General features: G+C 54.1%; 23 protein-coding genes. 10 read left to right on the forward strand and 13 right to left on the reverse strand.

Annotated elements, in window-relative coordinates; translation table 11 throughout:
- Positions 1 to 18: 18 nt before the first annotated feature.
- Both N6G83_RS22550 and N6G83_RS22555 read right to left on the reverse strand, forming a co-directional pair.
- A complete protein-coding gene (locus tag N6G83_RS22550) occupies positions 19 to 978 on the reverse strand; it encodes an isoaspartyl peptidase/L-asparaginase family protein (RefSeq protein ID WP_024485985.1) in 960 nt (319 codons plus the stop codon).
- A gap of 339 nt (positions 979 to 1,317) precedes the next feature.
- On the reverse strand, positions 1,318 to 1,854 hold the full coding sequence (locus N6G83_RS22555) for a DUF924 family protein (protein ID WP_024531258.1): 537 nt from the start codon (positions 1,852 to 1,854) through the stop codon (positions 1,318 to 1,320).
- Between the two features lie 118 nt (positions 1,855 to 1,972).
- On the opposite strand from N6G83_RS22555, the gene moeA reads away from it, so the two are divergent.
- Both moeA and moeB read left to right on the forward strand, forming a co-directional pair.
- Positions 1,973 to 3,211, forward strand: coding sequence for a molybdopterin molybdotransferase MoeA (gene moeA / locus N6G83_RS22560; protein WP_211136293.1), 1,239 nt, complete (start codon positions 1,973 to 1,975; stop codon positions 3,209 to 3,211).
- Positions 3,212 to 3,213: 2 nt separating this feature from the next.
- A complete protein-coding gene (gene moeB / locus N6G83_RS22565) occupies positions 3,214 to 4,023 on the forward strand; it encodes a molybdopterin-synthase adenylyltransferase MoeB (protein ID WP_074032449.1) in 810 nt (269 codons plus the stop codon).
- Between the two features lie 362 nt (positions 4,024 to 4,385).
- Here moeB and N6G83_RS22570 read toward each other — a convergent pair whose 3' ends face one another.
- A complete protein-coding gene (locus N6G83_RS22570) occupies positions 4,386 to 5,978 on the reverse strand; it encodes an ABC-F family ATPase (RefSeq protein ID WP_074423417.1) in 1,593 nt (530 codons plus the stop codon).
- 176 nt (positions 5,979 to 6,154) lie between these two features.
- Positions 6,155 to 7,042 carry a transcriptional regulator CynR gene (cynR, locus tag N6G83_RS22575; RefSeq protein ID WP_024531254.1) on the reverse strand — a complete coding sequence of 296 codons (888 nt, stop codon included), beginning with the start codon at positions 7,040 to 7,042 and terminating at the stop codon, positions 6,155 to 6,157.
- Positions 7,043 to 7,160: 118 nt separating this feature from the next.
- On the opposite strand from cynR, the gene N6G83_RS22580 reads away from it, so the two are divergent.
- Both N6G83_RS22580 and cynS read left to right on the forward strand, forming a co-directional pair.
- Entirely contained in the window at positions 7,161 to 7,814 is a 654-nt protein-coding gene (locus N6G83_RS22580; RefSeq protein WP_211134763.1) for a carbonic anhydrase, read from the forward strand.
- A 26-nt stretch (positions 7,815 to 7,840) separates the two neighbouring features.
- Complete coding sequence (cynS, locus tag N6G83_RS22585; RefSeq protein ID WP_074031725.1) at positions 7,841 to 8,311, forward strand: cyanase; 471 nt, start codon at positions 7,841 to 7,843, stop codon at positions 8,309 to 8,311.
- Between the two features lie 56 nt (positions 8,312 to 8,367).
- Here the strand turns inward: cynS and N6G83_RS22590 are convergent, their stop codons facing one another.
- Both N6G83_RS22590 and N6G83_RS22595 read right to left on the reverse strand, forming a co-directional pair.
- A complete protein-coding gene (locus tag N6G83_RS22590; RefSeq protein WP_098928001.1) occupies positions 8,368 to 8,712 on the reverse strand; it encodes an antibiotic biosynthesis monooxygenase family protein in 345 nt (114 codons plus the stop codon).
- A complete protein-coding gene (locus N6G83_RS22595; protein ID WP_211134764.1) occupies positions 8,693 to 9,670 on the reverse strand; it encodes a cytochrome P450 in 978 nt (325 codons plus the stop codon). The genes N6G83_RS22590 and N6G83_RS22595 overlap by 20 nt, the downstream gene beginning before the upstream one ends.
- 79 nt (positions 9,671 to 9,749) lie before the next feature.
- On the opposite strand from N6G83_RS22595, the gene N6G83_RS22600 reads away from it, so the two are divergent.
- The 4 genes from N6G83_RS22600 to N6G83_RS22615 all read left to right on the forward strand — a co-directional run bounded on the left by N6G83_RS22600 (position 9,750) and on the right by N6G83_RS22615 (position 13,549).
- A complete protein-coding gene (locus N6G83_RS22600) occupies positions 9,750 to 10,433 on the forward strand; it encodes an ArsR/SmtB family transcription factor (RefSeq protein WP_074031722.1) in 684 nt (227 codons plus the stop codon).
- Positions 10,434 to 10,510: 77 nt separating this feature from the next.
- Positions 10,511 to 11,218, forward strand: a complete 708-nt coding sequence (locus tag N6G83_RS22605) for a glutathione S-transferase N-terminal domain-containing protein (protein WP_211134765.1) — start codon at positions 10,511 to 10,513, stop codon at positions 11,216 to 11,218.
- Between the two features lie 138 nt (positions 11,219 to 11,356).
- Entirely contained in the window at positions 11,357 to 12,769 is a 1,413-nt protein-coding gene (gene phoA / locus N6G83_RS22610; protein ID WP_211134766.1) for an alkaline phosphatase, read from the forward strand.
- Between the two features lie 336 nt (positions 12,770 to 13,105).
- Entirely contained in the window at positions 13,106 to 13,549 is a 444-nt protein-coding gene (locus N6G83_RS22615; RefSeq protein WP_021180553.1) for a helix-turn-helix domain-containing protein, read from the forward strand.
- A 99-nt stretch (positions 13,550 to 13,648) separates the two neighbouring features.
- Here N6G83_RS22615 and N6G83_RS22620 read toward each other — a convergent pair whose 3' ends face one another.
- From N6G83_RS22620 to N6G83_RS22635, 4 genes are all read right to left on the reverse strand, one after another.
- Entirely contained in the window at positions 13,649 to 14,680 is a 1,032-nt protein-coding gene (locus N6G83_RS22620; protein WP_071682527.1) for a fimbrial protein, read from the reverse strand.
- Positions 14,677 to 17,235: a fimbria/pilus outer membrane usher protein gene (locus N6G83_RS22625; RefSeq protein WP_211134767.1), complete on the reverse strand. Its 2,559-nt coding sequence runs from the start codon at positions 17,233 to 17,235 to the stop codon at positions 14,677 to 14,679. The genes N6G83_RS22620 and N6G83_RS22625 overlap by 4 nt, the downstream gene beginning before the upstream one ends.
- Positions 17,236 to 17,310: 75 nt before the next feature.
- Positions 17,311 to 18,042, reverse strand: a complete 732-nt coding sequence (locus tag N6G83_RS22630) for a molecular chaperone (RefSeq protein ID WP_024527545.1) — start codon at positions 18,040 to 18,042, stop codon at positions 17,311 to 17,313.
- Positions 18,043 to 18,211: 169 nt separating this feature from the next.
- On the reverse strand, positions 18,212 to 18,769 hold the full coding sequence (locus N6G83_RS22635; protein WP_021180549.1) for a fimbrial protein: 558 nt from the start codon (positions 18,767 to 18,769) through the stop codon (positions 18,212 to 18,214).
- 471 nt (positions 18,770 to 19,240) lie between these two features.
- On the opposite strand from N6G83_RS22635, the gene N6G83_RS22640 reads away from it, so the two are divergent.
- Positions 19,241 to 19,957, forward strand: coding sequence for an EAL domain-containing protein (locus N6G83_RS22640; RefSeq protein ID WP_074031719.1), 717 nt, complete (start codon positions 19,241 to 19,243; stop codon positions 19,955 to 19,957).
- A gap of 21 nt (positions 19,958 to 19,978) precedes the next feature.
- Positions 19,979 to 20,569 carry a helix-turn-helix transcriptional regulator gene (locus tag N6G83_RS22645; RefSeq protein ID WP_024527543.1) on the forward strand — a complete coding sequence of 197 codons (591 nt, stop codon included), beginning with the start codon at positions 19,979 to 19,981 and terminating at the stop codon, positions 20,567 to 20,569.
- A gap of 79 nt (positions 20,570 to 20,648) precedes the next feature.
- Here the strand turns inward: N6G83_RS22645 and N6G83_RS22650 are convergent, their stop codons facing one another.
- From N6G83_RS22650 to N6G83_RS22660, 3 genes are read right to left on the reverse strand one after another with little or no spacing between them, the layout of a single operon-like run.
- Positions 20,649 to 20,900 (reverse strand): YdgH/BhsA/McbA-like domain containing protein, encoded by a 252-nt coding sequence (locus N6G83_RS22650; protein WP_080673319.1) that lies wholly within the window; start codon positions 20,898 to 20,900, stop codon positions 20,649 to 20,651.
- A gap of 60 nt (positions 20,901 to 20,960) precedes the next feature.
- Positions 20,961 to 21,251 (reverse strand): pentapeptide MXKDX repeat protein, encoded by a 291-nt coding sequence (locus N6G83_RS22655; RefSeq protein WP_024527541.1) that lies wholly within the window; start codon positions 21,249 to 21,251, stop codon positions 20,961 to 20,963.
- 60 nt (positions 21,252 to 21,311) lie between these two features.
- Positions 21,312 to 22,100 carry a molybdopterin-dependent oxidoreductase gene (locus N6G83_RS22660; protein ID WP_199063718.1) on the reverse strand — a complete coding sequence of 263 codons (789 nt, stop codon included), beginning with the start codon at positions 22,098 to 22,100 and terminating at the stop codon, positions 21,312 to 21,314.
- Positions 22,101 to 22,109: the final 9 nt, after the last annotated feature.

The following is a 22,109-nucleotide window of genomic DNA, read 5'->3' on the forward strand; positions in this document are numbered from 1 at the left end:
TGCCCTCCCGGCAAGCATTCAGCGGTAGATACCTACGGAAGGGGCATCGCCGACATAGCCGAAACCGCGATACATTCCTTCACTGTTAAACGGCAGTGCGACGTTGCCAAAACGATCGATGGCAATCAGCCCGCCGCTACCGCCCAGTGCCAACAGCTTTTCCATCACCACTTTATCGCAGGCCTGTTGCAGGGTTAGACCGGCATATTCAATCAGTGCAGACACGTCGTAGGCCGCGACAGTGCGCATAAAGATTTCGCCGGTACCGGTGCTGGAGACCGCCACCGTGGCGTTGTTGGCATAGCAACCGGCGCCAATAATCGGCGTATCGCCAATGCGCCCTGCCGCCTTATTGGTCATGCCGCCGGTTGAGGTGGCCGCTGCCAGGTTGCCCAGAGCATCCAGCGCTACCGCCCCCACAGTGCCAAATTTGCGATCGGGATCCAGAGGGTCACCGCTGAGCGCCGCCGCACCGTCGTGATCGAGTAACACCCGGCCCTGCTCTGCCTGAGCACGGTGCAGTTGGTCAAAACGTTCCTGGGTAAAGAAGAAATCGGGATCGACCATTTCCAGGCCGTGATTGGCGGCAAATCTTTCTGCCCCTTCCCCGCCAAACAGCACATGAGTGCTGTTTTCCAGCACCGTACGCGCGGCAAGTACCGGGTTACGTATCCGGCTGACCCCGGCGACCGCCCCGGCATCACAGGTACGGCCATCCATCACGCAGGCATCCAGCTCATGAGTGCCTTGGTGGGTAAATACCGCGCCTTTGCCTGCGTTGAACAACGGGCACTCTTCCAGCAGCCTGACTGCCTCCGTGACCGCGTCCAGTGCGCTGCCGCCTGCAGCCAAAATAGCCTGCCCGGCAGCCACGATGTCGGAAAGCGCCTGGATATAATCTTGTTCTTTCTCTGCACTCAATGCCGCACGGGTAATTGCGCCCGCACCACCATGAATGGCAATCACTGGTTTGCTCATTGACCTGACACCTGTGTCTATCCGCGGTAATTCAAGCAGGTACCGCATGAAAATGGAGAGAAAATTATTATTTAGTCTTTTTCGACTATATTTAGCCCGGCAATCGATGTAAAGCACAAACTCGTCGCCAAGCATTAAGCGTAGCCTGCTTAGACTATTTTGTGCATTGAAAGAGCCAAATGTTATAAAAACAGTGGGTTATCTAGCTTTTCATTTACCACTGACGGATTTAACCGGCCTATTGTCGGCGTCAGGAAATAGCCCGATTTGGCTCAGGTTTAATAAGCGGTGGCCATGCCCTTCTCCGCTATTCCCCGCTTACACGCCAATGAAAAATATTTAGAAACCCGATCCCGGTTGTTGCAGAAATTCCTGCTCCTCAAGCGTAGATTCCCGGCCTAATATCTCGTTACGATGGGGATAACGTCCAAAACGATCGATTATGGCTTTATGACGTATTTCAAACTCCAACTGGTCACCATTATTTAATTGGCGAAACAGCTCCAACGCCTGCTGGTGGATCAACGCGGATTCGGAATGCATAAAAGGTAAATAAAGGAAGCCGCGCTGCTCGACCGTCAGGTTTTCACATAGCCCAGTGGCGATCGCTTCCTGAGCCAGCACCAGCGCCATTCCGTCACAAGCAAAGGAGCGTGGCGTGTTACGGAACAGATTACGGCTGAACTGATCGAGCACGATGATTTCCGCCAGTCTTCCTTTGATGGTTGCACGCCAATGTGCCAGTTCTCCTTGGGACGCCGCCTGCCACAGTTGGCCAAAGCGGGTGCGCAGTACACGATCAAACTCATCGTCCTTTTTAAACCACATGACTGGGTCGATCTCTTCGAACCAAAAATCCAGTACGTGCTGGTGCATAACTGTCTCCTGTTATTGATTTCAATACGTTAACCTGGTTTCTCCACCACGGCGTTATCTGCCATAATAGCCCTACTTTGCCGAAAAATTCGCGCACGCCGATTACGGAGTTTTGTTTATGGATCACTGTCATACTTCTGACCTCATTTCTCTTGAGCAGGCACTGGAGAAAATGCTCTCCCAGATCGCGCCACTGCAACAGAGCGAATCTATCGCCTTGACCAGCGCAGCCGGGCGCATTACCGCCGCCCCGGTGGTCTCCCCTATCGATGTCCCGCCCTTCGCCAACTCGGCAATGGACGGCTACGCAGTACGTCTAAGTGACCTGAACGGCAACTCTCCTTTACCGGTAGCGGGTAAAGCCTTTGCCGGTGCTCCGTTTACGGATACTTGGCCTGCTAACACCTGCGTACGCATCATGACCGGAGCACCCATTCCAGCCGGTGCGGATGCGGTGATCATGCAAGAGCAGGCTGAAGTGACCGAGGCTGGAGTACGTTTCAACGCCCCGGTAAACGCAGGGCAAAATATCCGTTTGGCGGGGGAAGATATCCTGCGCGGGGCGAGCGTGCTACCCGCTGGGATCACCCTGGGGGCAGCACAGCTGCCATTACTGGCCTCATTGGGCGTGGCCGATGTCCAGGTGATGCGTAAATTGAAGGTGGCGGTATTCTCTACCGGTGACGAATTGCAGCCGGTCGGCCAGCCACTGCAAGCCGGGCAGATCTACGACACCAACCGCTTTGCCGTACGCCTGATGCTGGAACAGCTCGGCTGCACGGTGATCGATCTAGGGATTATTCGTGATAATCAGGAAGCATTACGCGCGGCCTTTATCCAGGCGGATAGCGAGGCCGACGTGGTGATCAGCAGCGGCGGCGTTTCCGTCGGTGAAGCCGATTACACCAAGCAGATGCTGGATGAACTGGGCAAAGTCAGCTTCTGGAAGCTGGCCATCAAGCCGGGCAAACCTTTTGCTTTCGGCAAGCTCCAGCACGCCTGGTTCTGTGGCCTGCCTGGCAACCCGGTCTCTGCTGCTTTGACTTTCTATCAACTGGTGCAACCGCTGCTGGCCAAGCTGGCCGGTCATACCGAATGGCAACTGCCACCCCGCCTGAAAGCTCGCGCTCTGACGCCACTGAAAAAGTCGCCGGGTCGCCTCGATTTCCAGCGCGGTATCTTCACCAGCAATGCCCAAGGCGAGCTGGAAGTGAGCACCACCGGCCATCAGGGTTCCCACGTGTTCAGCTCATTCAGCCAGGGTAACTGCTTTATCGTGCTGGAGCGCGAACGTGGCTCGGTGGCCGCTGGTGAGACAGTAGAGATCGAACCTTTCAATGCGTTGCTGAGGAACTGAACATGCTGCCGGAATTAACCGATGCACAAGCGCTGCGCTACAACCGCCAGATCGTACTGCGGGGTTTCGACTTCGACGGTCAGGAAAAGCTGCAGGCGGCGCACGTGCTGATCGTTGGGCTTGGCGGGCTGGGCTGTGCGGCTGCGCCTTATTTGGCTGCCGCTGGCGTCGGCCATCTGACGCTGGTTGATTTCGACACGGTTTCCCTCTCCAATCTACAGCGCCAGATCCTGCACCGGGATGATCGCATTGGCATGGCGAAGGTCGAATCTGCGCGCATTGAGCTTAGCGCCATTAATCCTCATATCCGTATTGATACCCTAGACACACAGCTGGATGACGAGCAAATGGCGGCGCAGATTGCCGCTTGCGACGTGGTACTGGACTGTACCGATAACGTGGCGACCCGCGATATGCTCAACCGCCTGTGCCATGCACAGCGTAAACCGCTGGTATCAGGGGCCGCTATCCGCATGGAGGGCCAGCTCAGCGTCTTTACCTATCAACCGGAACAGCCCTGTTATCGCTGCCTGAGCAGGCTGTTTGGGGAAAATGCGCTGACCTGTGTTGAGGCTGGCGTGATGGCCCCTTTAGTCGGCACTATCGGTACGTTACAGGCGATGGAAGCCATCAAGCTGTTGGTAAACTATGGCCAGCCTTTGGTAGGGAAGTTGTTGATGTTTGATGCGATGAGCATGCAGTTTCGCGAGATGAAGCTGCCGAAGGATCCGCGGTGTGAGGTGTGTGGTAAAGATGCTGCCCCTCACCCTAGCCCTCTCCCACAGGGAGAGGGGACAGATCGAGTTCGTTAATTCTTCTGCGTAATACCTATCTTTCTCTACTCATCACGTTCCGAAGCAGTACGGGCTAACCAATCGCTCTGGACTGCTCACTCTCCTTATAGGAGACGGAACGGATTGAGTTCGTTAATTCTTCTGCGTAATACCTATCGTTCTCTTACTCATCACGTTCCGAAGCAGTGCGGGCTAACCAAGCACTCTGGACTGCTCCCTCTCCTTATGGGAGACGGAACGGATTGAGTTCGTTAATTCTTCTGCGTAATACCTATCTTTCTTTACTCATCACGTTCCGCAGCAGTACGGGCTAACCAAGCACTCTGGACTGCTCCCTCTCCCTGTGGGAGAGGGTTGGGGTGAGGGCCGACTCGAAGGGATCAGTTGATACCCTGGCTACGCAGGTAGTCTTCGTAGTTGCCGGTAAAGTCGATCACCTTGCTCGGGGTCATTTCCAGAACGCGTGTGGCCAGCGAGCTAACGAACTCACGGTCGTGGGAAACGAAGATCAAAGTCCCTTCGTACATTTCCAACGCCATGTTCAGTGACTCGATGGATTCCATATCCATGTGGTTGGTTGGTTCATCCATGATCAGGATGTTCGGGCGCTGCATCATGATCTTGCCGAACAGCATACGGCCCTTCTCACCACCGGACAGCACTTTTACGCGCTTCTTGATATCGTCCTGGCTGAACAACAGGCGGCCAAGAATGCTGCGTACCGCCTGCTCATCGTCCTTTTCCTGCTTCCACTGGCTCATCCAGTCGAACACGCTCAGGGTTTCATCGAACTCGTATTCGTGATCCTGTGCGTAGTAACCGATCTTGGCGTTTTCAGACCATTTCACGGTGCCGTTATCCGGTTGCAGGTCACCCACCAGCGTTTTCAGCAGGGTAGATTTACCGATACCGTTGGCACCCAGGATCGCCACTTTCTCGCCCACTTCAACCATCAGGTTGAGTTTGCTGAACAGCGGGCCGTTGTCGAAGCCTTTGGCCAGCGCTTCCACTTCCAGCGCGTTACGGAACAGTTTCTTGTCCTGTTCAAAACGAATGAACGGGTTCTGACGGCTAGAGGCTTTCACCTCTTCCAACTGGATCTTGTCGATCTGGCGGGCACGGGAGGTAGCCTGCTTGGATTTGGATGCGTTGGCACTGAAGCGGCTAACGAAGGACTGCAATTCGTTAATCTGCGCTTTCTTCTTGGCGTTGTCAGACATCAGGCGCTCACGAGCCTGGGTAGCCGCCGTCATGTATTCGTCGTAGTTACCTGGGTAGACACGCAGTTCGCCGTAGTCCAGATCCGCCATGTGAGTACAAACCATGTTCAGGAAGTGACGGTCGTGCGAAATGATGATCATGGTGCTGTTACGTTCGTTCAGCACCTGCTCCAGCCAGCGAATGGTATCGATGTCCAGGTTGTTCGTTGGTTCGTCGAGCAGCAGGATTTCCGGATCGGAGAACAGGGCCTGAGCCAACAGGACACGCAGTTTGAAGCCGGGAGCGATCTCGCTCATCGGGCCATAATGCTGTTCTACCGGGATCCCCACGCCGAGCAGCAACTCACCGGCACGTGCTTCTGCGGTGTAGCCGTCCATCTCGCCATAGGCCACTTCCAGATCGGCCACTTTATAACCGTCTTCTTCGCTCATCTCCGCCATGGCGTAGATGCGGTCGCGCTCTTCCTTCACCGCCCACAGTTCGGTGTGGCCCATGATCACGGTGTCCAGCACGCTGAACTGTTCAAAAGCGAACTGATCCTGGCGCAGTTTACCCAGGCGCTCATTCGGATCCAGGAACACGTTACCGCCGCTCGGCGCCAGATCGCCACCGAGGATTTTCATGAACGTCGATTTACCGCAGCCGTTGGCTCCGATCAGACCATAGCGGTTACCGCCGCCAAATTTGACAGAGATGTTTTCAAACAACGGCTTACTGCCGAACTGCATAGTGATGTTGTTAGTGCTTAACACAGCGCTCGCTCTTAATTTGATTGGGAATGTGATTTGGCGCGCATTATGCCATAACGCAACACAGAGATCGTGGGAAGTTTTGGTGAAGATTTGCTCGGCGCTCGGGGTGTGGAGATATTCGCCAGCTAAATATCCCCATCAGAACGAATTAACGGATAACCAAACCCGTCACTTTTTTAGCCCATTTCCTTGACCTGATCTTGCAACATCGCAATCAACGCCCGTGAAGCTGCACTGCGGTAACCCTCTTTGCGTTGCAACACCACGGCATGGCGTTCGGGCATGGGAACCGACAGCTTGATAGGCAGCAGCAGCGGATTACTCCGTGCAATGGCCTGCGGCAGAATGGTCGCGAGCTGGCCGTGGCGCACAATCTCGACGATGGCGCTAATCGCATTCGCCTCCATGGCAACCTGGGGATGGATCGCGTGCTGCTGGCAATATTCGTCCACGTAGTGACGCGTGGCGAAATCACCGTTGAGTAGCACCAATGGCACCTGTTGCACCTCCGCTACGTTCAAGGCAGCGCGGTGCTTGGTAAGCTGATGCCCCTTCCCCACCATCAGTTGCAGCCGCTCCGTGAACAGCCTGGTCGCGGCTATATCCGCAGAGTGAACCGGCTCGAAGGCAATCCCGAGATCCAATTGGTCATCGCACAATAACGCCTCCATCTTATCCTGCGTCATTTCACGGATATTCAGCGTAATACCTGGGTAGCGCCGGTAAAAGCCGTCGACCAACGGGCCAATCAGGTAGGAGGTAAAGGTCGGCGTCATGGCCAAGCGCAGGTTGCCGCGTTCCAACGTCGCGACATCCTGAATGGCCCGCTTGCCAGCATCCAGATCCTGTAATGCCAACCGGGCATAGCGCATCCATGCCTGACCCGCATCGGTGAGTTGCACCCTCCGCCCGGAACGGTCAAACAGTTCTACCTGTAACGTCTCTTCCAACTGTTTGATCTGCTGTGACAAGGTGGGCTGAGAAACATGCAGCACCTCCGCCGCCCGGGTAAAGTTCCCCTGCTCGGCCACCGCCAGAAAGTAACGTATGTGCCGCAGTAACATAACGCCTCAACTATTAGTCATCCCTATCGTGGTGATTATAAATGAGTCTTGGAACCTATAGCTAGAAAAGTCCATTCTTGCCTCCATTGAAAGCAAGCCACACATTGATGGAGTCACCATGCAAGAGGTTATTGACGGTTTTCTGAAGTTCCAGCGCGAGGCTTTTGTTGAGCGTACAGAGCTGTTCAAACGTCTGGCTACCAGCCAGAACCCGCGCACCCTATTTATCTCATGTTCCGACAGCCGATTGGTGCCGGAACTGATCACCCAACGCGAACCAGGCGACCTGTTCGTCATCCGCAACGCAGGCAATATTGTCCCTTCTTTCGGGCCAGATCCCGGTGGTGTTTCAGCCTCGGTGGAATATGCCGTTGCTGCGCTTGGCGTAGAGGATATCGTGATTTGCGGCCATTCCGATTGCGGCGCCATGACCGCCATCGCCACCTGCAAATGCCTGGATCACATGCCCACCGTGGCCAACTGGCTGCGCTATGCCGATGCCGCCAAGGCGGTCAATCAGGCCAATGAACACGCCAGCGAGCACGATCGCATTAACTCGATGGTGCGTGAAAACGTCATTGCCCAACTGACCAACCTGAAAACTCACCCTTCGGTCGCGCTGGCGCTCGATCGAGGCAATCTGCGGCTGCATGGCTGGATCTACGATATCGCTACCGGCTGTATTGACGCATTAGATGGCAATACCCGCCGTTTCGTACCGCTGGCGAGCAACCCGAGCGTCACCGCCAGCCCAGCCATGCAACGTTTCTAACCTATTAATCATCAAGAGGATTTCACATGACACAATCTCTACAAAACACTTGCGCACGCCAGAACCTGACCGACATCATCATGGATGCCAAAATCCGCCAGGGCCTGACCTTTGAGGCGATTAACCAAGGCACCGGCTTGAGCCTGGCGTTCGTCACCGCCGCACTGCTTGGCCAGCATCCGTTGCCGGAACAGGCCGCCCGCGTGGTTGCAGCAAAATTGGGTTTGGATGAAGATGCGGTGCGCCTGCTGCAAGCCATCCCAGTACGCGGCAGTATCCCCGGCGGTGTGCCGACCGACCCGACCATTTATCGTTTCTACGAGATGGTACAGATCTACGGCTCAACCCTGCGGGCGCTGGTACATGAACAATTTGGTGACGGGGTGATCAGCGCGATCAACTTCAAGCTGGATATCAAAAAGGTCCAGGATCCCGATGGCGGTGAACGCGCGGTGATCACGCTGGATGGTAAGTACCTGCCAACCAAGCCATTTTAAGTTATCAAATTATTAAGTTAATACAATCCAGCGCCGGAACCTCGGCGCTGGATCATTCAACCATGAAAATGGCGGCTATCCGCCGGAGCCTGCTCACGCGGTTCCAAGCCATAATCCCGCACCACCTCTGCCACCCGCAGCCGGTAATATTCCAACACCTCATGCCTGCCACGCGCCTGGGCCTGACGGTGTTGCTCCAGGTTGCGCCACTGCTGTACCGCCGCCTCATCACGCCAGAACGACAGCGATAACAACTTGTCCGGCTCGCTCAGGCTCTGAAAACGTTCGATAGAGATAAAGCCGTCAATTTCCGCCAGCAACGGTTTCAGCTCCGCCGCCAACTCTAGATAGGTTTCCCGCTGCCCAGCGGCAGCCCGTAGTTCAAAAATCACCGCGATCATCATCGTTCTCCTCGGCAGTATAAAATTCAGGTACACGCGCATTTTGCGAAACACGCCAGCGAAACTGGCTTAACAGTTCGGGCTTAAGGTTGAGTTTGGATAAATGGCCGATCCCCACCAAGGCGATCAACCATGCCCAACGTTCTCCAGGGCAACGATGAGCACCATGACCAAAGGCAAAACTCTCCTGCGGCGTTTTCAACTGCACCAATACGCTCTGCCCCACCGCCAGCGTTTGACCATCAAGCAACGTAGCCTGTCGCGCAAACCTGCGGGTAGTATGGATCGGCGGAGTTTGCTGCAACACCGCCTGGATCAACGCCTCTGCCGGTTGATGGCGCTGACTTGTCAGTAACAGCGTCTGGCCGATTAATCCGGCGGTCCCCTCACAGGCTTGGAACAGTAGCCCGATGGCATTGGCTATCGCCAGAGCACGATCGCCAATGTATTGGCACAATTGATAGAACAGCGGCCCATCAGCCTGCTGCATACGAGTTTGCAATTTTCCGGCGGCAATGGCCCCCGCAGCCATCTGCTCTGCGCTACCGCCAGGAGCAATACAGCGCACAAAGTCCAACACCTCGTCCACCAAGGCAGATCGATCCTGATGGGCCACGCCCAATAAGTCTGCCAGCACGCAAATCGGCAAAGCGTAGTTAAACCGGGTGAGTTGCTCTGCCGTTGTCAAACCGGCCGCTAACCGTTGAGCCACGCAAACCGTAGTCTGGCGGATCTCATCGTCTGTGAACGCGGCCAGAGCCGCCTCGATCGCCCCCTTTAATTCACGCTGCCCGGCACCATCATTCATACGTACCAGAGAGGCGAAAATCGATTGAGCGGGCGTCCCAATTAAAGCTGCGGGCACCGGCTCATCCTTGGGGCGAACGCCGAGGTGAGGATGGGTTAAGGCTTCACGCACCGCTTGCTGCGATGCAACTGAAAAGGGGCAGGCCGTCATGGCAATTTCCTTCAGATGGTAATAGAGAGTAGCCATTGTCGGGTTAGACGAGCAGCAATACTTCGGTTATTCTCGAAGTATGAATGACAATACGCTTGAAGACCGCCTGGCCGCATTGACGGCCGCTATCGCCGATCGCACCCGAGCGCGCATGCTGTGCCTGCTGATGGATGGGCGCGCCTATACCGCAACGGAGCTGAGTGCGGCGGTGGACGTCGCGGCCTCCACCGCCAGCAGTCATCTGGCACGTTTGCAGGAACAGAATCTGATCGGCTGTGTCAAACAGGGCCGCAATCGCTTTTACCGTCTGGCGGGCAAACCGGTGGCCGACATGCTGGAAAGCCTGATGGCGTTGGCCGGTGTAGAACGCCCGACGGTCAAAAGTAGCACTCCGGCCTCATTACGTTATGCACGAACCTGCTATGACCACATGGCGGGTGAGATCGCGGTCCAATTACATCATCAGTTGCTGGCACGGGCCTGGCTAATCGGGGATAACGACTATCAGCTCAGTGAGGCTGGGCAGGCTGCCTTGACACAGTTGGGTATCGATTGCTCCCCAGCCCCGACCCGGCGGCGCTTTGCCTGCGATTGTCTGGACTGGAGCGAACGTAAGGCTCACCTCGGTGGCGCACTGGGCGCTGCCATATTGGCCGCATTTGAAAAGCGCGGATGGGTTCAGCGCCAGCTAGACAGCCGTGAGCTGCAACTGACCGCCGCCGGTAGAAAAGCGCTGAGCGCACATTTTGGCCTGGCGCTTTAAATGCCTGACGCGCTAGCTTAGCTGCCATACTCAATGGGTTTACCTGTTGACGATCCCGTCATATCCGAGGAGTTATCATGTCCGATATTAACCAATTCCCGATCGCCAAACGTTGGCCCGCCAAGCATCCAGAACGGTTACAACTCTACTCGCTACCGACCCCTAATGGAGTGAAAGTCTCCATCATGCTCGAAGAGATCGGCCTACCTTATGAGGCACACCTGATCGATATCGGCAAAAATGAAACCTGGACGCCGGAGTTCCTGTCGCTCAACCCTAACGGTAAAATCCCGGCGATCCTCGATCCTGCCGGCCCAGACGGCAAACCGTTAGCGTTGTTCGAGTCCGGGGCAATCCTGCTGTATCTGGCAGAGAAATGCGGTCAGTTGTTACCCAAGGACCCCGCCCAGCGTTATGAAACCATCCAGTGGGTGTTTTTCCAGATGGCGTCCGTTGGGCCAATGTTCGGTCAGCTAGGTTTCTTCCACAAATTCGCCGGGCGTGAATATGAAGACAAACGGCCATTTGAACGCTACCAGAAGGAGTCCAAACGGCTGTTGGGTGTGCTGGAAGAACGGCTGCAAGGGCGCGATTGGATCATGGGTTCGGAATACACCATTGCCGATATCTCCCTGCTCGGCTGGGTACGCAACCTGATCGGTTTTTATGAAGCGCGCGACGTGGTGGAGTTCGACAACTTCCACCTTGTTGGCCAATGGCTGGAACGCGGATTGGCAAGGCCAGCCGTACAGCGCGGCATCAATATTCCTGTCCGCCAAGCCTGATAACCTATTGGGATAGCCAGGAAAGGCTATCCCTTCTCACTCGTCTTTCGTCATAAAAATGTCACTTTCCTGCTCTACTCTCCCGTGTAACAAAATAATGCCAACCGTATTTTTGTATTACGACAAGGAGCCCTACCCATGCAGCAGTCCGTTTCCCTGATCGCCAGCGCCGTATTATCCGCTCTGTTATGCTCCACCGCCCTGGCTGACAACAATCAGCTCAACAACCGCGCGGCTCGTGGCGATATTACCGAACCCGGCGGTGCACGCCGATTGGCAAGCGATCAAACCGCCGCCCTGCAAGCTTCGCTGTCGAATAAAACCGCCAAAAACGTGATCCTGCTGATCGGCGACGGCATGGGCGATTCGGAAATCACCGGTGCACGCAACTATGCCGAAGGCGCAGGCGGTTATTTCAAGGGGATCGATGCCCTGCCGCTGACCGGCCAATACACCCACTACTCGCTGGATAAGAAAAGCCATAAACCGGACTATGTCACCGACTCTGCCGCCTCGGCCACCGCCTGGGCTACCGGCGTCAAGACCTACAACGGCGCGTTGGGCGTGGATGTGAATGGCAAAGATCAACCGACGATTTTGGAACTGGCCAAGGCTGCAGGTAAAGCCACAGGCAACGTATCAACGGCGGAACTGCAAGATGCCACACCTGCGGCACTGGTTTCGCACGTAACCTCGCGCAAGTGCTACGGCCCAGAGGAGACCAGTGAGCAATGTGCCAGCAACGCGCTTGAAAACGGCGGGCACGGATCAATCTCCGAGCAGTTGATTAAAACCCGTGCAGACGTCACGCTAGGCGGTGGGGCAAAATCCTTCGCTCAGTTGGCGAAAAGCGGTGAATGGCAGGGGAAAACGCTGAAAGCCCAGGCCGCCGCGTTAGGCTACCAATGGGTGGAGGATGCCGAAGGTCTGAACGCGATTAACCTCGCCAATCAGCAAAAGCCGCTGTTAGGCCTGTTTGCGCCAGGCAATATGCCAGTACGTTGGAAGGGGCCAAAAGCGTCCTACCACGGTAATCTCGATCAACCTGCGGTGACCTGTGAGAATAACCCAGAGCGCGGCACCAATGTGCCAACGCTGGCGGCGATGACCGAGAAAGCCATCGAGCTGCTGAAGAACAATCCGAACGGTTTCTTCCTGCAGGTGGAAGGGGCATCCATCGACAAACAGGATCATGATGCCAACCCATGCGGCCAGTTTGGCGAAACGGTCGATCTGGATGAGGCAGTACAAAAAGCGTTGGAGTTCGCCCGCGCCGATGGTAATACCCTGGTGATCGTCACCGCCGACCACGCTCATTCCAGCCAGATTATTGCCGCCAAGGCCAAGGCACCGGGGCTGACCCAATCATTAACCACCAAAGACGGCGCGGTGATGACCATCAGCTATGGCAACTCGGAAGAAGGCTCTCAGGGCCATACCGGCACTCAGTTGCGCGTTGCCGCTTATGGCCCGCATGCCGCCAATATTGTGGGGCTGACCGATCAGACCGACCTGTTCTTCACCATGCGCGACGCCATGAACATCAAGTGATCCAGAGGGGCATGTTCCCCTCACCCTAACCCTCTCCCAAAAGGAGAGGGGACCGATCGAGTTCGCTGATTTTTCTGCGTAATTCTTCATCCATCTTCTTTCTCATCACGTTCTCGAGCAGCGCAGCCTCATCAGAGACGCAGGGGGGCTCTCTCACCCTATGGGTTGAGGAGCAGCTAAACCCCTACCCCTGGCGGAGCATTTTTCGCCACGTCAATTATCCAAGTTTACCCTTGCGTAACCGCCCATGCGCGCCTATTATCAAAGAATAAACTTGGATTATTAAGTCCCATTTGACTGTGACCCGAATGTCGTCGCTGCAGGAGAATTAAACCAATGGATCGCGCCAATATCATTCACGACTTGCTGAACTGGATCGAAAACCACCTGGATCAACCGCTGCTGTTGGATAACGTGGCGGCAAAATCTGGCTACTCCAAATGGCATCTACAACGTATGTTCCGCAGTACCACTGGCCATGCGCTCGGTAGCTATATCCGCGAGCGCCGTTTGTCCAAGGCCGCACAGGCACTACGCGCTACCCCTCGCCCAATACTGGATATCGCCCTGCAGTTCCATTTTGATTCCCAGCCTTCATTTTCCCGGGCCTTTAAAAAGCAGTTTGGTGAAACGCCAGCGGTCTATCGCCGCACGCCGCAGCAAGATGAAGTGGCCCTCTCCTCAGAACATAGCTATCGGCACAGCACACCGAGCCTGCATTCACTGTACAAGCGTCAATGCGTAGACGAAGGCTGCACTAACTGGGTCGGCCAGCGTTAAAAGCAAAAAGGCCAACGGGTGTATAAACCCATTGGCCTTCTCAGCTCCCGCTAAACGGGCGCAGCAGCACCTCACCCCATTGAACTGAGTGATGTTTTATCAGTTATATTCGAGGGTAAAGGTGGCAATCGATTTGATGGTGCCGCCCTTCATTTTTGCTGCGGTCTGGTAGTAACGCGCCTTGAGCGGCAAAGTGATGGTATTGGTCTGGTTGGCAATGGTATGCCCGGCATACACCGCCGTGCCGCTAGTGATTGGCGTTGAGTTATTGCCGGTCAGCAGTTGGACACCGACGCCGCTGGCGGCATTGCTATCCTGTACCGGCTGGAGTACGCCCGGTGCATTCGAGGCATCGCGGGTATAGTCAAAACGTACGTTAACCAACCCCTCCCCCGTGCCGCCAGGTAACAGTTCCGTCCCCGTACCACCCACACAGTTGATGTTAATCGAAAAGTCCTGCTCTGCGGCGGTACTGCCCACGCCTTTAAACGCCGCAGTAGCCACCGTACTCAGGTTGATCACCTTGTTTTTCGAACCGGCGTCCACCGAACAGGACGAGGTGACAATGGTGATACTGTTTGCCAATACGTGGGAGATCAGGATCGGTCTTGAAGGCCCCGTCCCATCCGCATAGTAAGAAGAATACTGCCCGGGGGCTAACGAGCCGGTACCGGTATTCTGGGCAATTTTGATCACCTCAACCACAAAATACCCCTCAGCCAGATACACCCCGCCGTTACGGTAGATCTCGTGCGGGTAATAGGCACCTTCCTGCGAGCCGATCTGGCGATAAAGCCGCAACCCCACCCCCGGCACGTTGGTGGTCCAGATTTTGTCGCTGATGGAGCTCGGGCCGCCTTGTAAAATGCGACCATACAACGTGCTATTACCGCTGCAAGAAATATTGTTATCCCGGCTGATATCGAACTTGCCGGTGGCCAGGATATCGCCCACCTTGGTATCCGGCGTAATCAATACCCTGCCGACGTTCATAATGATGTCCTGCGGCCTGGTCGTGTTAACCCGACATTGAGCATATGCCTGTTGCCCGGCCAACATCAGTAACAAAAACAGCATGGCTTGTTTAGGGCGCTGGCGCATGGCGGTGAATTTATGGATAACGTTGATCATTTGCAGCTCGCCTCGATAATTTCGTAATCAGTGCTGTTTTGTGTTTTGGCTTGGTAATTCACGGAACACTGTTGTGTCGGCTGAGTACCCCATTTCACCAACAGCAGCCCCTGTAACGCTTCGGTACGCAGATAGATGCGGCTGCCCTGGCCGACGATGCCGATCACCTGGTTACGGGTATCCAATACTTCGGCACCAAAAGGTAATGCCGTGTTGTTCGGGCCCAACGCATGGATAATCAGCGCCTGACCTTTGATGGTCTTGAACTCCAGCTTGGCAATCGCACCGGCATAAGGCGCTACCTGCTGGCTACTGCTTTCCAACTCGACATCGCGTGACATGCCGTTAGGATCCAGCGTGACGTTGGTCATGCGGTATGGGGCAACATAAGGCACCACCGCATAGCCGTTGTCATCGATTCGCACCCCAGGAGAGTTGGTGACGATCGCCCCTGCGGCATCCGGCGCTTCAACCAGCACCATGGTTTGGCCACGCTGAGGCGTCATGGTCACGCCACCGGCATGTGCCACCACGCTGCCGGAAGCCCCGATGGACGACTGGCGGAAATCACGGCCATAGCTGTAAGAACCGTTCATGGTGGCGAAACGACTACGGTATTCCCCATTCACACTGGTGTTGGTCCCGCCGCTTTGGTCGTTAGCCAAGGTGGCACTGTAGCTGATGTTGTTATCCTCCCCGGTGGAACCGTTAATCCCGATGCGACTGCTGTCGTAGCCTTGGTCGTTGTAGGCCAATGCGCTGTTCAGGCTGATGTTTTGCGAGCCAATGTTGAACGGGATCGAGAAGTTCAGGAAGTAACGGGTTTCATCGTGGTTATTAGTATCGGTAGTACGCATGGCGGACAAACCGTAGGTAACTCGGCCGATGAAGTTGTTGTAACCCACCTGATACTGTTTGGAGGTACCGCCACGGTTCCAGTAATCGCGCACCGAACCGGTGATATACAGCGATCCCAGATTGGCACCCAGGCCCTGATTCAGCGTGAGCTGATATTCACTGCGCTGGCGGTTAACCGCATCGGCACTTAAGCCCCGGCTCTCGTTATCACGGGCATACACCGCATCACGCAGTGACAGATAGCCGGAAGTCGAGTAGCGGTAAGCCGCAATGGTGAAGTTGGTGTTGGTTTCCGACATCAGCTTGCTGTAGCTGATCTTGTAGCTCTGGCCGGACAGATCCCCCTGTTTCAGGCGGGTGTTAGCCTGAGTCACGTCGACGGCAAAAGCCCCCAACGGTGTTGCCACTGCACTCCCCAGCAGCACCGCGCTGTAACCGTCACTCACGGTCGCCCCGGTGTAACCAGTCAGAATATTGGTAAACCCGCGCTGATAAGTCGCCTGGAACATCTCGGGCAAGGTATGTAAATTATCATCGCGAACTTGGCCAGCGGTTAACGCATAGCGCTGGATCCCCGGGCGCAACATCTGTGCCACCGAAGCATAGGGAACGCTGAACTGGCGCACGGAACCATCAGCCTCATTGACCGTGACGTCCAGATCGCCGCCGTAGCCGGTCGGGAACAGATCGTTAATCACGAACTCGCCCGGCGCTACCGTGGTTTGATAGATCAACTGGTTGTTCTGGCGAACTTCCACCAAGGCGTTGCTTTGTGCCACACCGCGCACTACGGGTGCATAGCCGTTAAGGGAATCCGGCAGCATGCGATCGTCGGTACTCAGTTGCGCCCCGCGAAAACCGATCGAATCAAAGAAGTCCCCGCTGGTAAACGCATCCCCCAAAGTCAGCATGCCGCGCACACCCGGAATGGCCCGCTGCGCATAGGTGGCCGTATTCTGCCAATGGGTGCTTTCCTGACTACGCCAGTTCACATTCGAGTCATGGCGCAACTGCCAACCGGCAATATTCACCCCGGCGTTCATCGTCAGATAAGCGTTGGTCGAGTCCGAATTCCCGCCGCTATTGGAGCTGTGCGAATTAAAAGCGTTGAAGTTATAGGATAGAAAGCCTGCGGTGATCCCGCGATCCCAGAATTTCGGATCGACATAACCGCGTGCGGTACGTCGCAGCGCGACCTGAGGAACGCTGACATCCATACGCAAAGTGCTGGTATTGAGGCGGTAAGACGCTTCCGGCACCCATTCCCCCAGCGGCTTACAGCTGCTGGTCGTCACCGCCGGATCGCTGCCCATTGCCGCAGTATCGACGCCAAACTCTTCCAGAGACAGCAGGCTAAAGCAGGTATCGGCACTGTCTTTACCCGGCACGCTCTTGAATTCAATGTTCTTTTTACCCTTCCATTCCCCATTGACGTAGACATCCAGAGAATATTTCCCCGCCAATACCGGGTTACCATCACGAAAGCGCGAAAGATCCACGCCTTGTGCCTGGCCAACCAGGAAATTGCTGTTGAAAGTGGCTTCGACCGGTGCAGCGGCCTGGTTGACATCGCTTTGAGCCGCTGCCAGCGAAAATGCCGGGGTGGTCAGGCAAAGGGCACTTCCGGTCAACAGCAGGATGGATCTGTAATTGAAAAGTGCCGACTTGACGGCGGCAGAGATAGGTAACTCGTTCATATCCATGCATTCCTTTACCAAATTAAGCGTCCCCCGTCGGCTGACTTCACATCGCGGCATGGGGCTTTCCAGGAGTTACTTTTGCTGATTTTTGCTGCGTTGAACCCGGCCACCAAAGTCATTGATGGTGGTGTACTCAATATCAGCGATCCGTGAACTATCACCGGAAAAGGCCAGCGTTTTTTCCTGGCCAGGCGCCAGCATGTCGCCATGCGGTGCCAACGTGACTTTCTTACGGTTGACAACGGCATTGATTTCGGTGAAGGAGACATAAAACGGCGTGGGATTTTTCACTTTCACACCGCCAGCCACGAAGTTCCACTGCAGTTTTTCTGGCGCGTCATTGGCTACGCCGCTCAGGCCTTCCGGGCGATAGAACAATTTCACACGGGTTCTGAAGGCCACCTGCAGGAAGTTTTCTGGCGTAGTGTCGGCGGCCGTTCCGGTCGGTGCCGGGGGAATTTCCAGCACGTTCAACCAGAACAGAGATTCTTTGTCCTGCGTCAACGCCGAAGTCGTCAGCGAAACGCGCAGCGCCTGGCCACCGTTTGGCTCAATGCGGCTGATAGGAGGCGAAATAATAAAGGGAGCTTTGCTGTTTTCTGGCGTCGTTTCCGCGTTGCCCTCATCGATCCAGGCCTGGATCAGCGCCGGGGCGGTCCCATTATTGGATAATTGGACGGTCACTTCCCGCTGTTTGGCCGGATAAATAACGCGTGTACCGTTCACAATAACGCTGGCAAAAGCGCTGCTGCTGAAAAGCACGGCCATCAGCAATACGCTGTATTTCTTAATCGATGTTTTCATTTTAATATCACTACTATAGAAATACAGCGGGGGAAAAGTTTCCACCCGCCAGAATAGATACCCGATGATTTTCACTCCCTGCAATTAGAAGCTATCAGGGCGAAACTATTCGCCCCGAAAGGTCACAGGGAGGAAGCAACATTTAACTAGAAAAGGAACGGGTAATAATTTATTGGTAGATGATGGTGTATTGTACGTTAGAGGTCACATCACCAGCACCCGCCGCTGCGGTTGCGAAATATTCAGCGTAGTAGTTCAGGTCAGCTGAATCACCTTCATTGGCCACGGTAACCCACTGGGAGTTAGTCTGTGCACCGTTGTTGGTGGCAGCCAGAATTGGCAGGAACTGGTTGTTGCTACCCAGCAGCTGGATTTGCACGTTGGTCGCAGCATTGGTTTTGGTTTGGTTATTCAAACGACCCGTTTTGAAATCAACGGTTGAACCTGGTTCGAAATAGGTTGCTACCTGGCCTTTAGAGCATTTGGTCAGGTTAATTGCGAATGGAGTACGACCCGCAGTAGCGCTGACCGCATTCAGGGTAGAAGAAGATACGGTTGGCAGGGTAACGGTAAAATCTTTACCACCCGGGGTGCTGATAGTACAGGTCTGGTCGGTCACTTTACCGTTGAAAGTAATAGTACCATCGGCAGCCTGTGCTGAAAGAGAAGGAATGGCGGTGGCGCATACAGTCAGTGCTAATACAGCAGACAGCTTAGAGATTTTCATATTTTCGACTCTCGGTGAATTAATACATCCGTTAAGTACATTCAACGATGCTACTCCCTGTCAGGAATGAAGCCCGATGAATCCATTGCCCGGCGAAATATAGTCCAAGAACATTCTCATTGATAAATCGTTTAAAACATTCATAACGCCCCTCATGATAGGAAAAAACTATCAACAAATACCTATCGATCGATGTTGACGATTTACCCAGTTCGTAATAATCTTAATTCGTCAAGGTTAGCGGTCAAAAAATTCGATAAAACGCCGAAAAACCAGAATATAACTCTGTTATTGCGCTTTTAGCCATCTTGAGCGCAACCGTGTTCCCTCTGAAATTTCAATCTTTTAGAGGAATTTACCACCAGGCAAGATGATTCTTTCTTTAATAAGATTATTACCAATAAACAGTCATTTATTTCTTAGTTTATTGTTTAAAATCATACAGATAAATTTCAATCAAAGGATTGAGGAATGCGCAGCGTTTTTAACGGTAAAAATAACGGAATTAATTATGTTTTCCAGCCCATGTTCGCCAAATCTGGGCAACTGCTGGCCGTTGAATGTTTATCGCGCTTCTCTTTCGATAGCAAATTTGCGCATTTCTCTCCGGAACAATTCTTCCAACAGGCCGATCGCGAAACCCGCGTCGAGATCCTGCATCAACAAATTGAATTGATAGAAAAATACCGTGACTGGTTTCAACAACACCAGATCATTGCCACCATCAATGTCGACGACCATTCGCTGCAGGAGCTGGCGAACGGTGCGTTGGCCGATAAAATCCGCGCGATGAATTGCCTGCATTTCGAAATCAACGAAAACGCCAGCAGGCTGGTAAAAAATCGCGTCCATAACGACCCCTCTCTGAATAATTATTCATTTTGGCTCGATGATTTTGGTTCTGGCTATGCCGGGTTTTCCGCCTTGTATAACAGCCGTTTCCGCTTCGTTAAACTCGATCGACAGCTGCTGTGGGACTTTATGAAAAAGCCCGGTGGCGATGGGTTGATGCGTGCCTTGTTGCGCTTTTTTCACCTGAATCATTACCGGGTGATTATCGAAGGGGTTGAAACGCGCGAACAAAAAAAATGGCTGGACGAAATGCCCTACTATGCACTGCAGGGGAAGCTGTGGCAGGAATCCAGCATCAAAGATTTAAATCAGCTGCTTGCTGCTGAATACTTTTAACTCATTATGGGTATCCCCAATATGTCTAAAAACAATGTCCTGGTGATTAGTGAGTGTAAGTACAGCTATGTCGGGCTTTCAATGCTGTTGAAAAAGCATTATGGCAAGTACGATATCAAGCTGTTTTCGGACTTTATGCACGGTGGCGCAAAGGCGGAGAAAATTATCAAGCATGATATTGCGTTGATTTTCACCTCGCAAAATCTGGAGCAAAGCGTCAACGTGATCGAAAGCCTGGTGTCTGTGCATCAGCAACACATGAGCTCAACGCGTATTCTGGTGTTTTATGATGATGAGCGGGTGGCCAAGCTGTTGGCGATCCTGGGGATCTCTGTAGAACTGGTATCGGCTCGCATGCCGCTTTATTTACTAGAGGAAAAAGTGGAAAACCTGCTGGCGAGCGAAGAGTCGGGGCAATTGAAGGTGCAGAAAACCCGCGAGCTCAGCCCGGCAGAAAGCGATGTGATCTTCAACCTGTTGCGCGGCGATAGTCTGCTGAACATTGCAGCCAAGCGAGGCACCCATCCGAAAACTATTTTTTCACAGAAATACAGTGCATTGAAGAAATTGCGTCTGCGAAATATGAGCACTATTTTCGTCACCAACGGCTGACTCAGGCGAGTATAGTAAAGGGGCGAGTTCATCGATTGAACGTCGCCCCTCGTCGATATACCACCATGCCCTCTCCCGATTATTTATACAAATCCGCGGTGCCGTAAACGTGGTTATTAACGGTAACCGAAGTAATGCGATAAGCACTTGCCCCCTGCCGTTGCGCATCGGCGGCGATCGCCTGTTCAAAGCTGCTCAACGTTGTCGTCTGGCTGGAAACCTCTCCGATTTTTTGCAGCCCTTGTGCAGCACTGCTTGTTACCGGCATGGCCGCCATGACACCGCTGCTGGCTGCAGCCAGCACCAAAGCCAAAATTACAGTTTTCATCATAAAATCCTCTCACTAGCTTGGTGATAACCGGCAGCAAAAGCCGCCGGAGGGATTATGCCTTTACTGACTCATTGCGTCTTTCTTCATGCCATCTTTAGCCATAGAGTCTTTCTTCATGCTGTCTTTGGCCATGTGATCCTTCTTCATGCCGTCTTTGGCCATAGAGTCCTTCTTCATGCAATCTTTATCCATGCACTCTTTTTTCATTCCCTGTTTTGCCATCCCGTCGTGGGACATCTGGCTCATACCGTCCTTTTTCATCGCGTCCTTGCCCATGCTATCGGCCGCATTGGCTCCGGTGATACCCAGCATCAGCGCGCTACACATCATCATGGCAAATAACTTTTTCATGGTATTTCCTTTTCTTGGTTAATCGGCACGCGTCGTGCCATGAAACTACATCAGCGGCAATCAACTACCGCCAAACCAGTTGTATCCTTGGTCTTCCCAGTAACCGCCGGGAAAGTGGTTGGTGACTTCGATCACTTGAATATGTTTGGGATTCTTGTAACCCAGCTTGGTGGGCATCCGCAATTTCATCGGATAGCCGTATTTACGCGGTAAAATCTGCCCGTCGTAGGTTAGCGCCATCAGCGTTTGCGGATGCAACGCCGTGGCCATATCGATGCTGGTGTAATAGTCATCAGCACATTTAAAACCGATATAGCGGGCGTTCAGATCCGCACCAATCGCCTTCAGGAAGGTGGCAAACGGCACCCCACCCCATTTGCCGATGGCGCTCCAGCCTTCCACACAGATGTGCCTTGTGATCTGGCTGATTTGCGTCATCTGATGCAATTGTGCCAACGTCCAGGGCTGCTTGTGCAGCACCAACCCCGCCACTTCCAGCCGATAGTCATCACCATTGATATCCGGCGCCTGATCCTCGCTATAGAAAGCATTGAACGGGAATGGGCGAGTGATCATCGATTCGGCATACTCTGGTGCCAGATGATTGGCATTGAACAGCCAGCCCTGAACCCGATCGTTAAAGCGTGAGATGCGGCTCAAGGCCTGATCTACCTGAGTGTTATCGCTGAGATCGCAGCCAGTCAGCATCGCCACGCCCCCCAGGGTCAAGCCATTGCGCAGAAAACGGCGGCGCGACGACGATGCCAACTGGCGCGCTAGCAGGCGCTGTGCCTCTTTAACGATATCCTGGCCTTCGCTCAGGCTGAGAGGGGGTTTTTCCATTTTCATCTGTGTCTC

The sequence above is a fragment of the Serratia sp. PL7 genome (genome assembly GCF_945957435.1).

Bases quoted from the DNA above. Each gene is read 5' to 3' on its own strand.
- N6G83_RS22605 (WP_211134765.1), top strand. From the start codon at position 10,511: ATGTCCGATATTAACCAATTCCCGATCGCCAAACGTTGGCCCGCCAAG.
- N6G83_RS22655 (WP_024527541.1), bottom strand. From the start codon at position 21,251: ATGAAAAAGTTATTTGCCATGATGATGTGTAGCGCGCTGATGCTGGGT.
- N6G83_RS22625 (WP_211134767.1), bottom strand. From the start codon at position 17,235: ATGAACGAGTTACCTATCTCTGCCGCCGTCAAGTCGGCACTTTTCAAT.
- N6G83_RS22555 (WP_024531258.1), bottom strand. From the start codon at position 1,854: ATGCACCAGCACGTACTGGATTTTTGGTTCGAAGAGATCGACCCAGTC.
- N6G83_RS22620 (WP_071682527.1), bottom strand. From the start codon at position 14,680: ATGATCAACGTTATCCATAAATTCACCGCCATGCGCCAGCGCCCTAAA.
- N6G83_RS22595 (WP_211134764.1), bottom strand. From the start codon at position 9,670: ATGACGGCCTGCCCCTTTTCAGTTGCATCGCAGCAAGCGGTGCGTGAA.
- moeA (WP_211136293.1), top strand. From the start codon at position 1,973: ATGGATCACTGTCATACTTCTGACCTCATTTCTCTTGAGCAGGCACTG.
- N6G83_RS22650 (WP_080673319.1), bottom strand. From the start codon at position 20,900: ATGATGAAAACTGTAATTTTGGCTTTGGTGCTGGCTGCAGCCAGCAGC.
- N6G83_RS22600 (WP_074031722.1), top strand. From the start codon at position 9,750: ATGAATGACAATACGCTTGAAGACCGCCTGGCCGCATTGACGGCCGCT.
- N6G83_RS22635 (WP_021180549.1), bottom strand. From the start codon at position 18,769: ATGAAAATCTCTAAGCTGTCTGCTGTATTAGCACTGACTGTATGCGCC.
- cynR (WP_024531254.1), bottom strand. From the start codon at position 7,042: ATGTTACTGCGGCACATACGTTACTTTCTGGCGGTGGCCGAGCAGGGG.
- N6G83_RS22615 (WP_021180553.1), top strand. From the start codon at position 13,106: ATGGATCGCGCCAATATCATTCACGACTTGCTGAACTGGATCGAAAAC.
- N6G83_RS22630 (WP_024527545.1), bottom strand. From the start codon at position 18,042: ATGAAAACATCGATTAAGAAATACAGCGTATTGCTGATGGCCGTGCTT.
- N6G83_RS22590 (WP_098928001.1), bottom strand. From the start codon at position 8,712: ATGATCGCGGTGATTTTTGAACTACGGGCTGCCGCTGGGCAGCGGGAA.
- N6G83_RS22660 (WP_199063718.1), bottom strand. From the start codon at position 22,100: ATGAAAATGGAAAAACCCCCTCTCAGCCTGAGCGAAGGCCAGGATATC.
- cynS (WP_074031725.1), top strand. From the start codon at position 7,841: ATGACACAATCTCTACAAAACACTTGCGCACGCCAGAACCTGACCGAC.
- moeB (WP_074032449.1), top strand. From the start codon at position 3,214: ATGCTGCCGGAATTAACCGATGCACAAGCGCTGCGCTACAACCGCCAG.
- phoA (WP_211134766.1), top strand. From the start codon at position 11,357: ATGCAGCAGTCCGTTTCCCTGATCGCCAGCGCCGTATTATCCGCTCTG.
- N6G83_RS22645 (WP_024527543.1), top strand. From the start codon at position 19,979: ATGTCTAAAAACAATGTCCTGGTGATTAGTGAGTGTAAGTACAGCTAT.
- N6G83_RS22580 (WP_211134763.1), top strand. From the start codon at position 7,161: ATGCAAGAGGTTATTGACGGTTTTCTGAAGTTCCAGCGCGAGGCTTTT.
- N6G83_RS22550 (WP_024485985.1), bottom strand. From the start codon at position 978: ATGAGCAAACCAGTGATTGCCATTCATGGTGGTGCGGGCGCAATTACC.
- N6G83_RS22640 (WP_074031719.1), top strand. From the start codon at position 19,241: ATGCGCAGCGTTTTTAACGGTAAAAATAACGGAATTAATTATGTTTTC.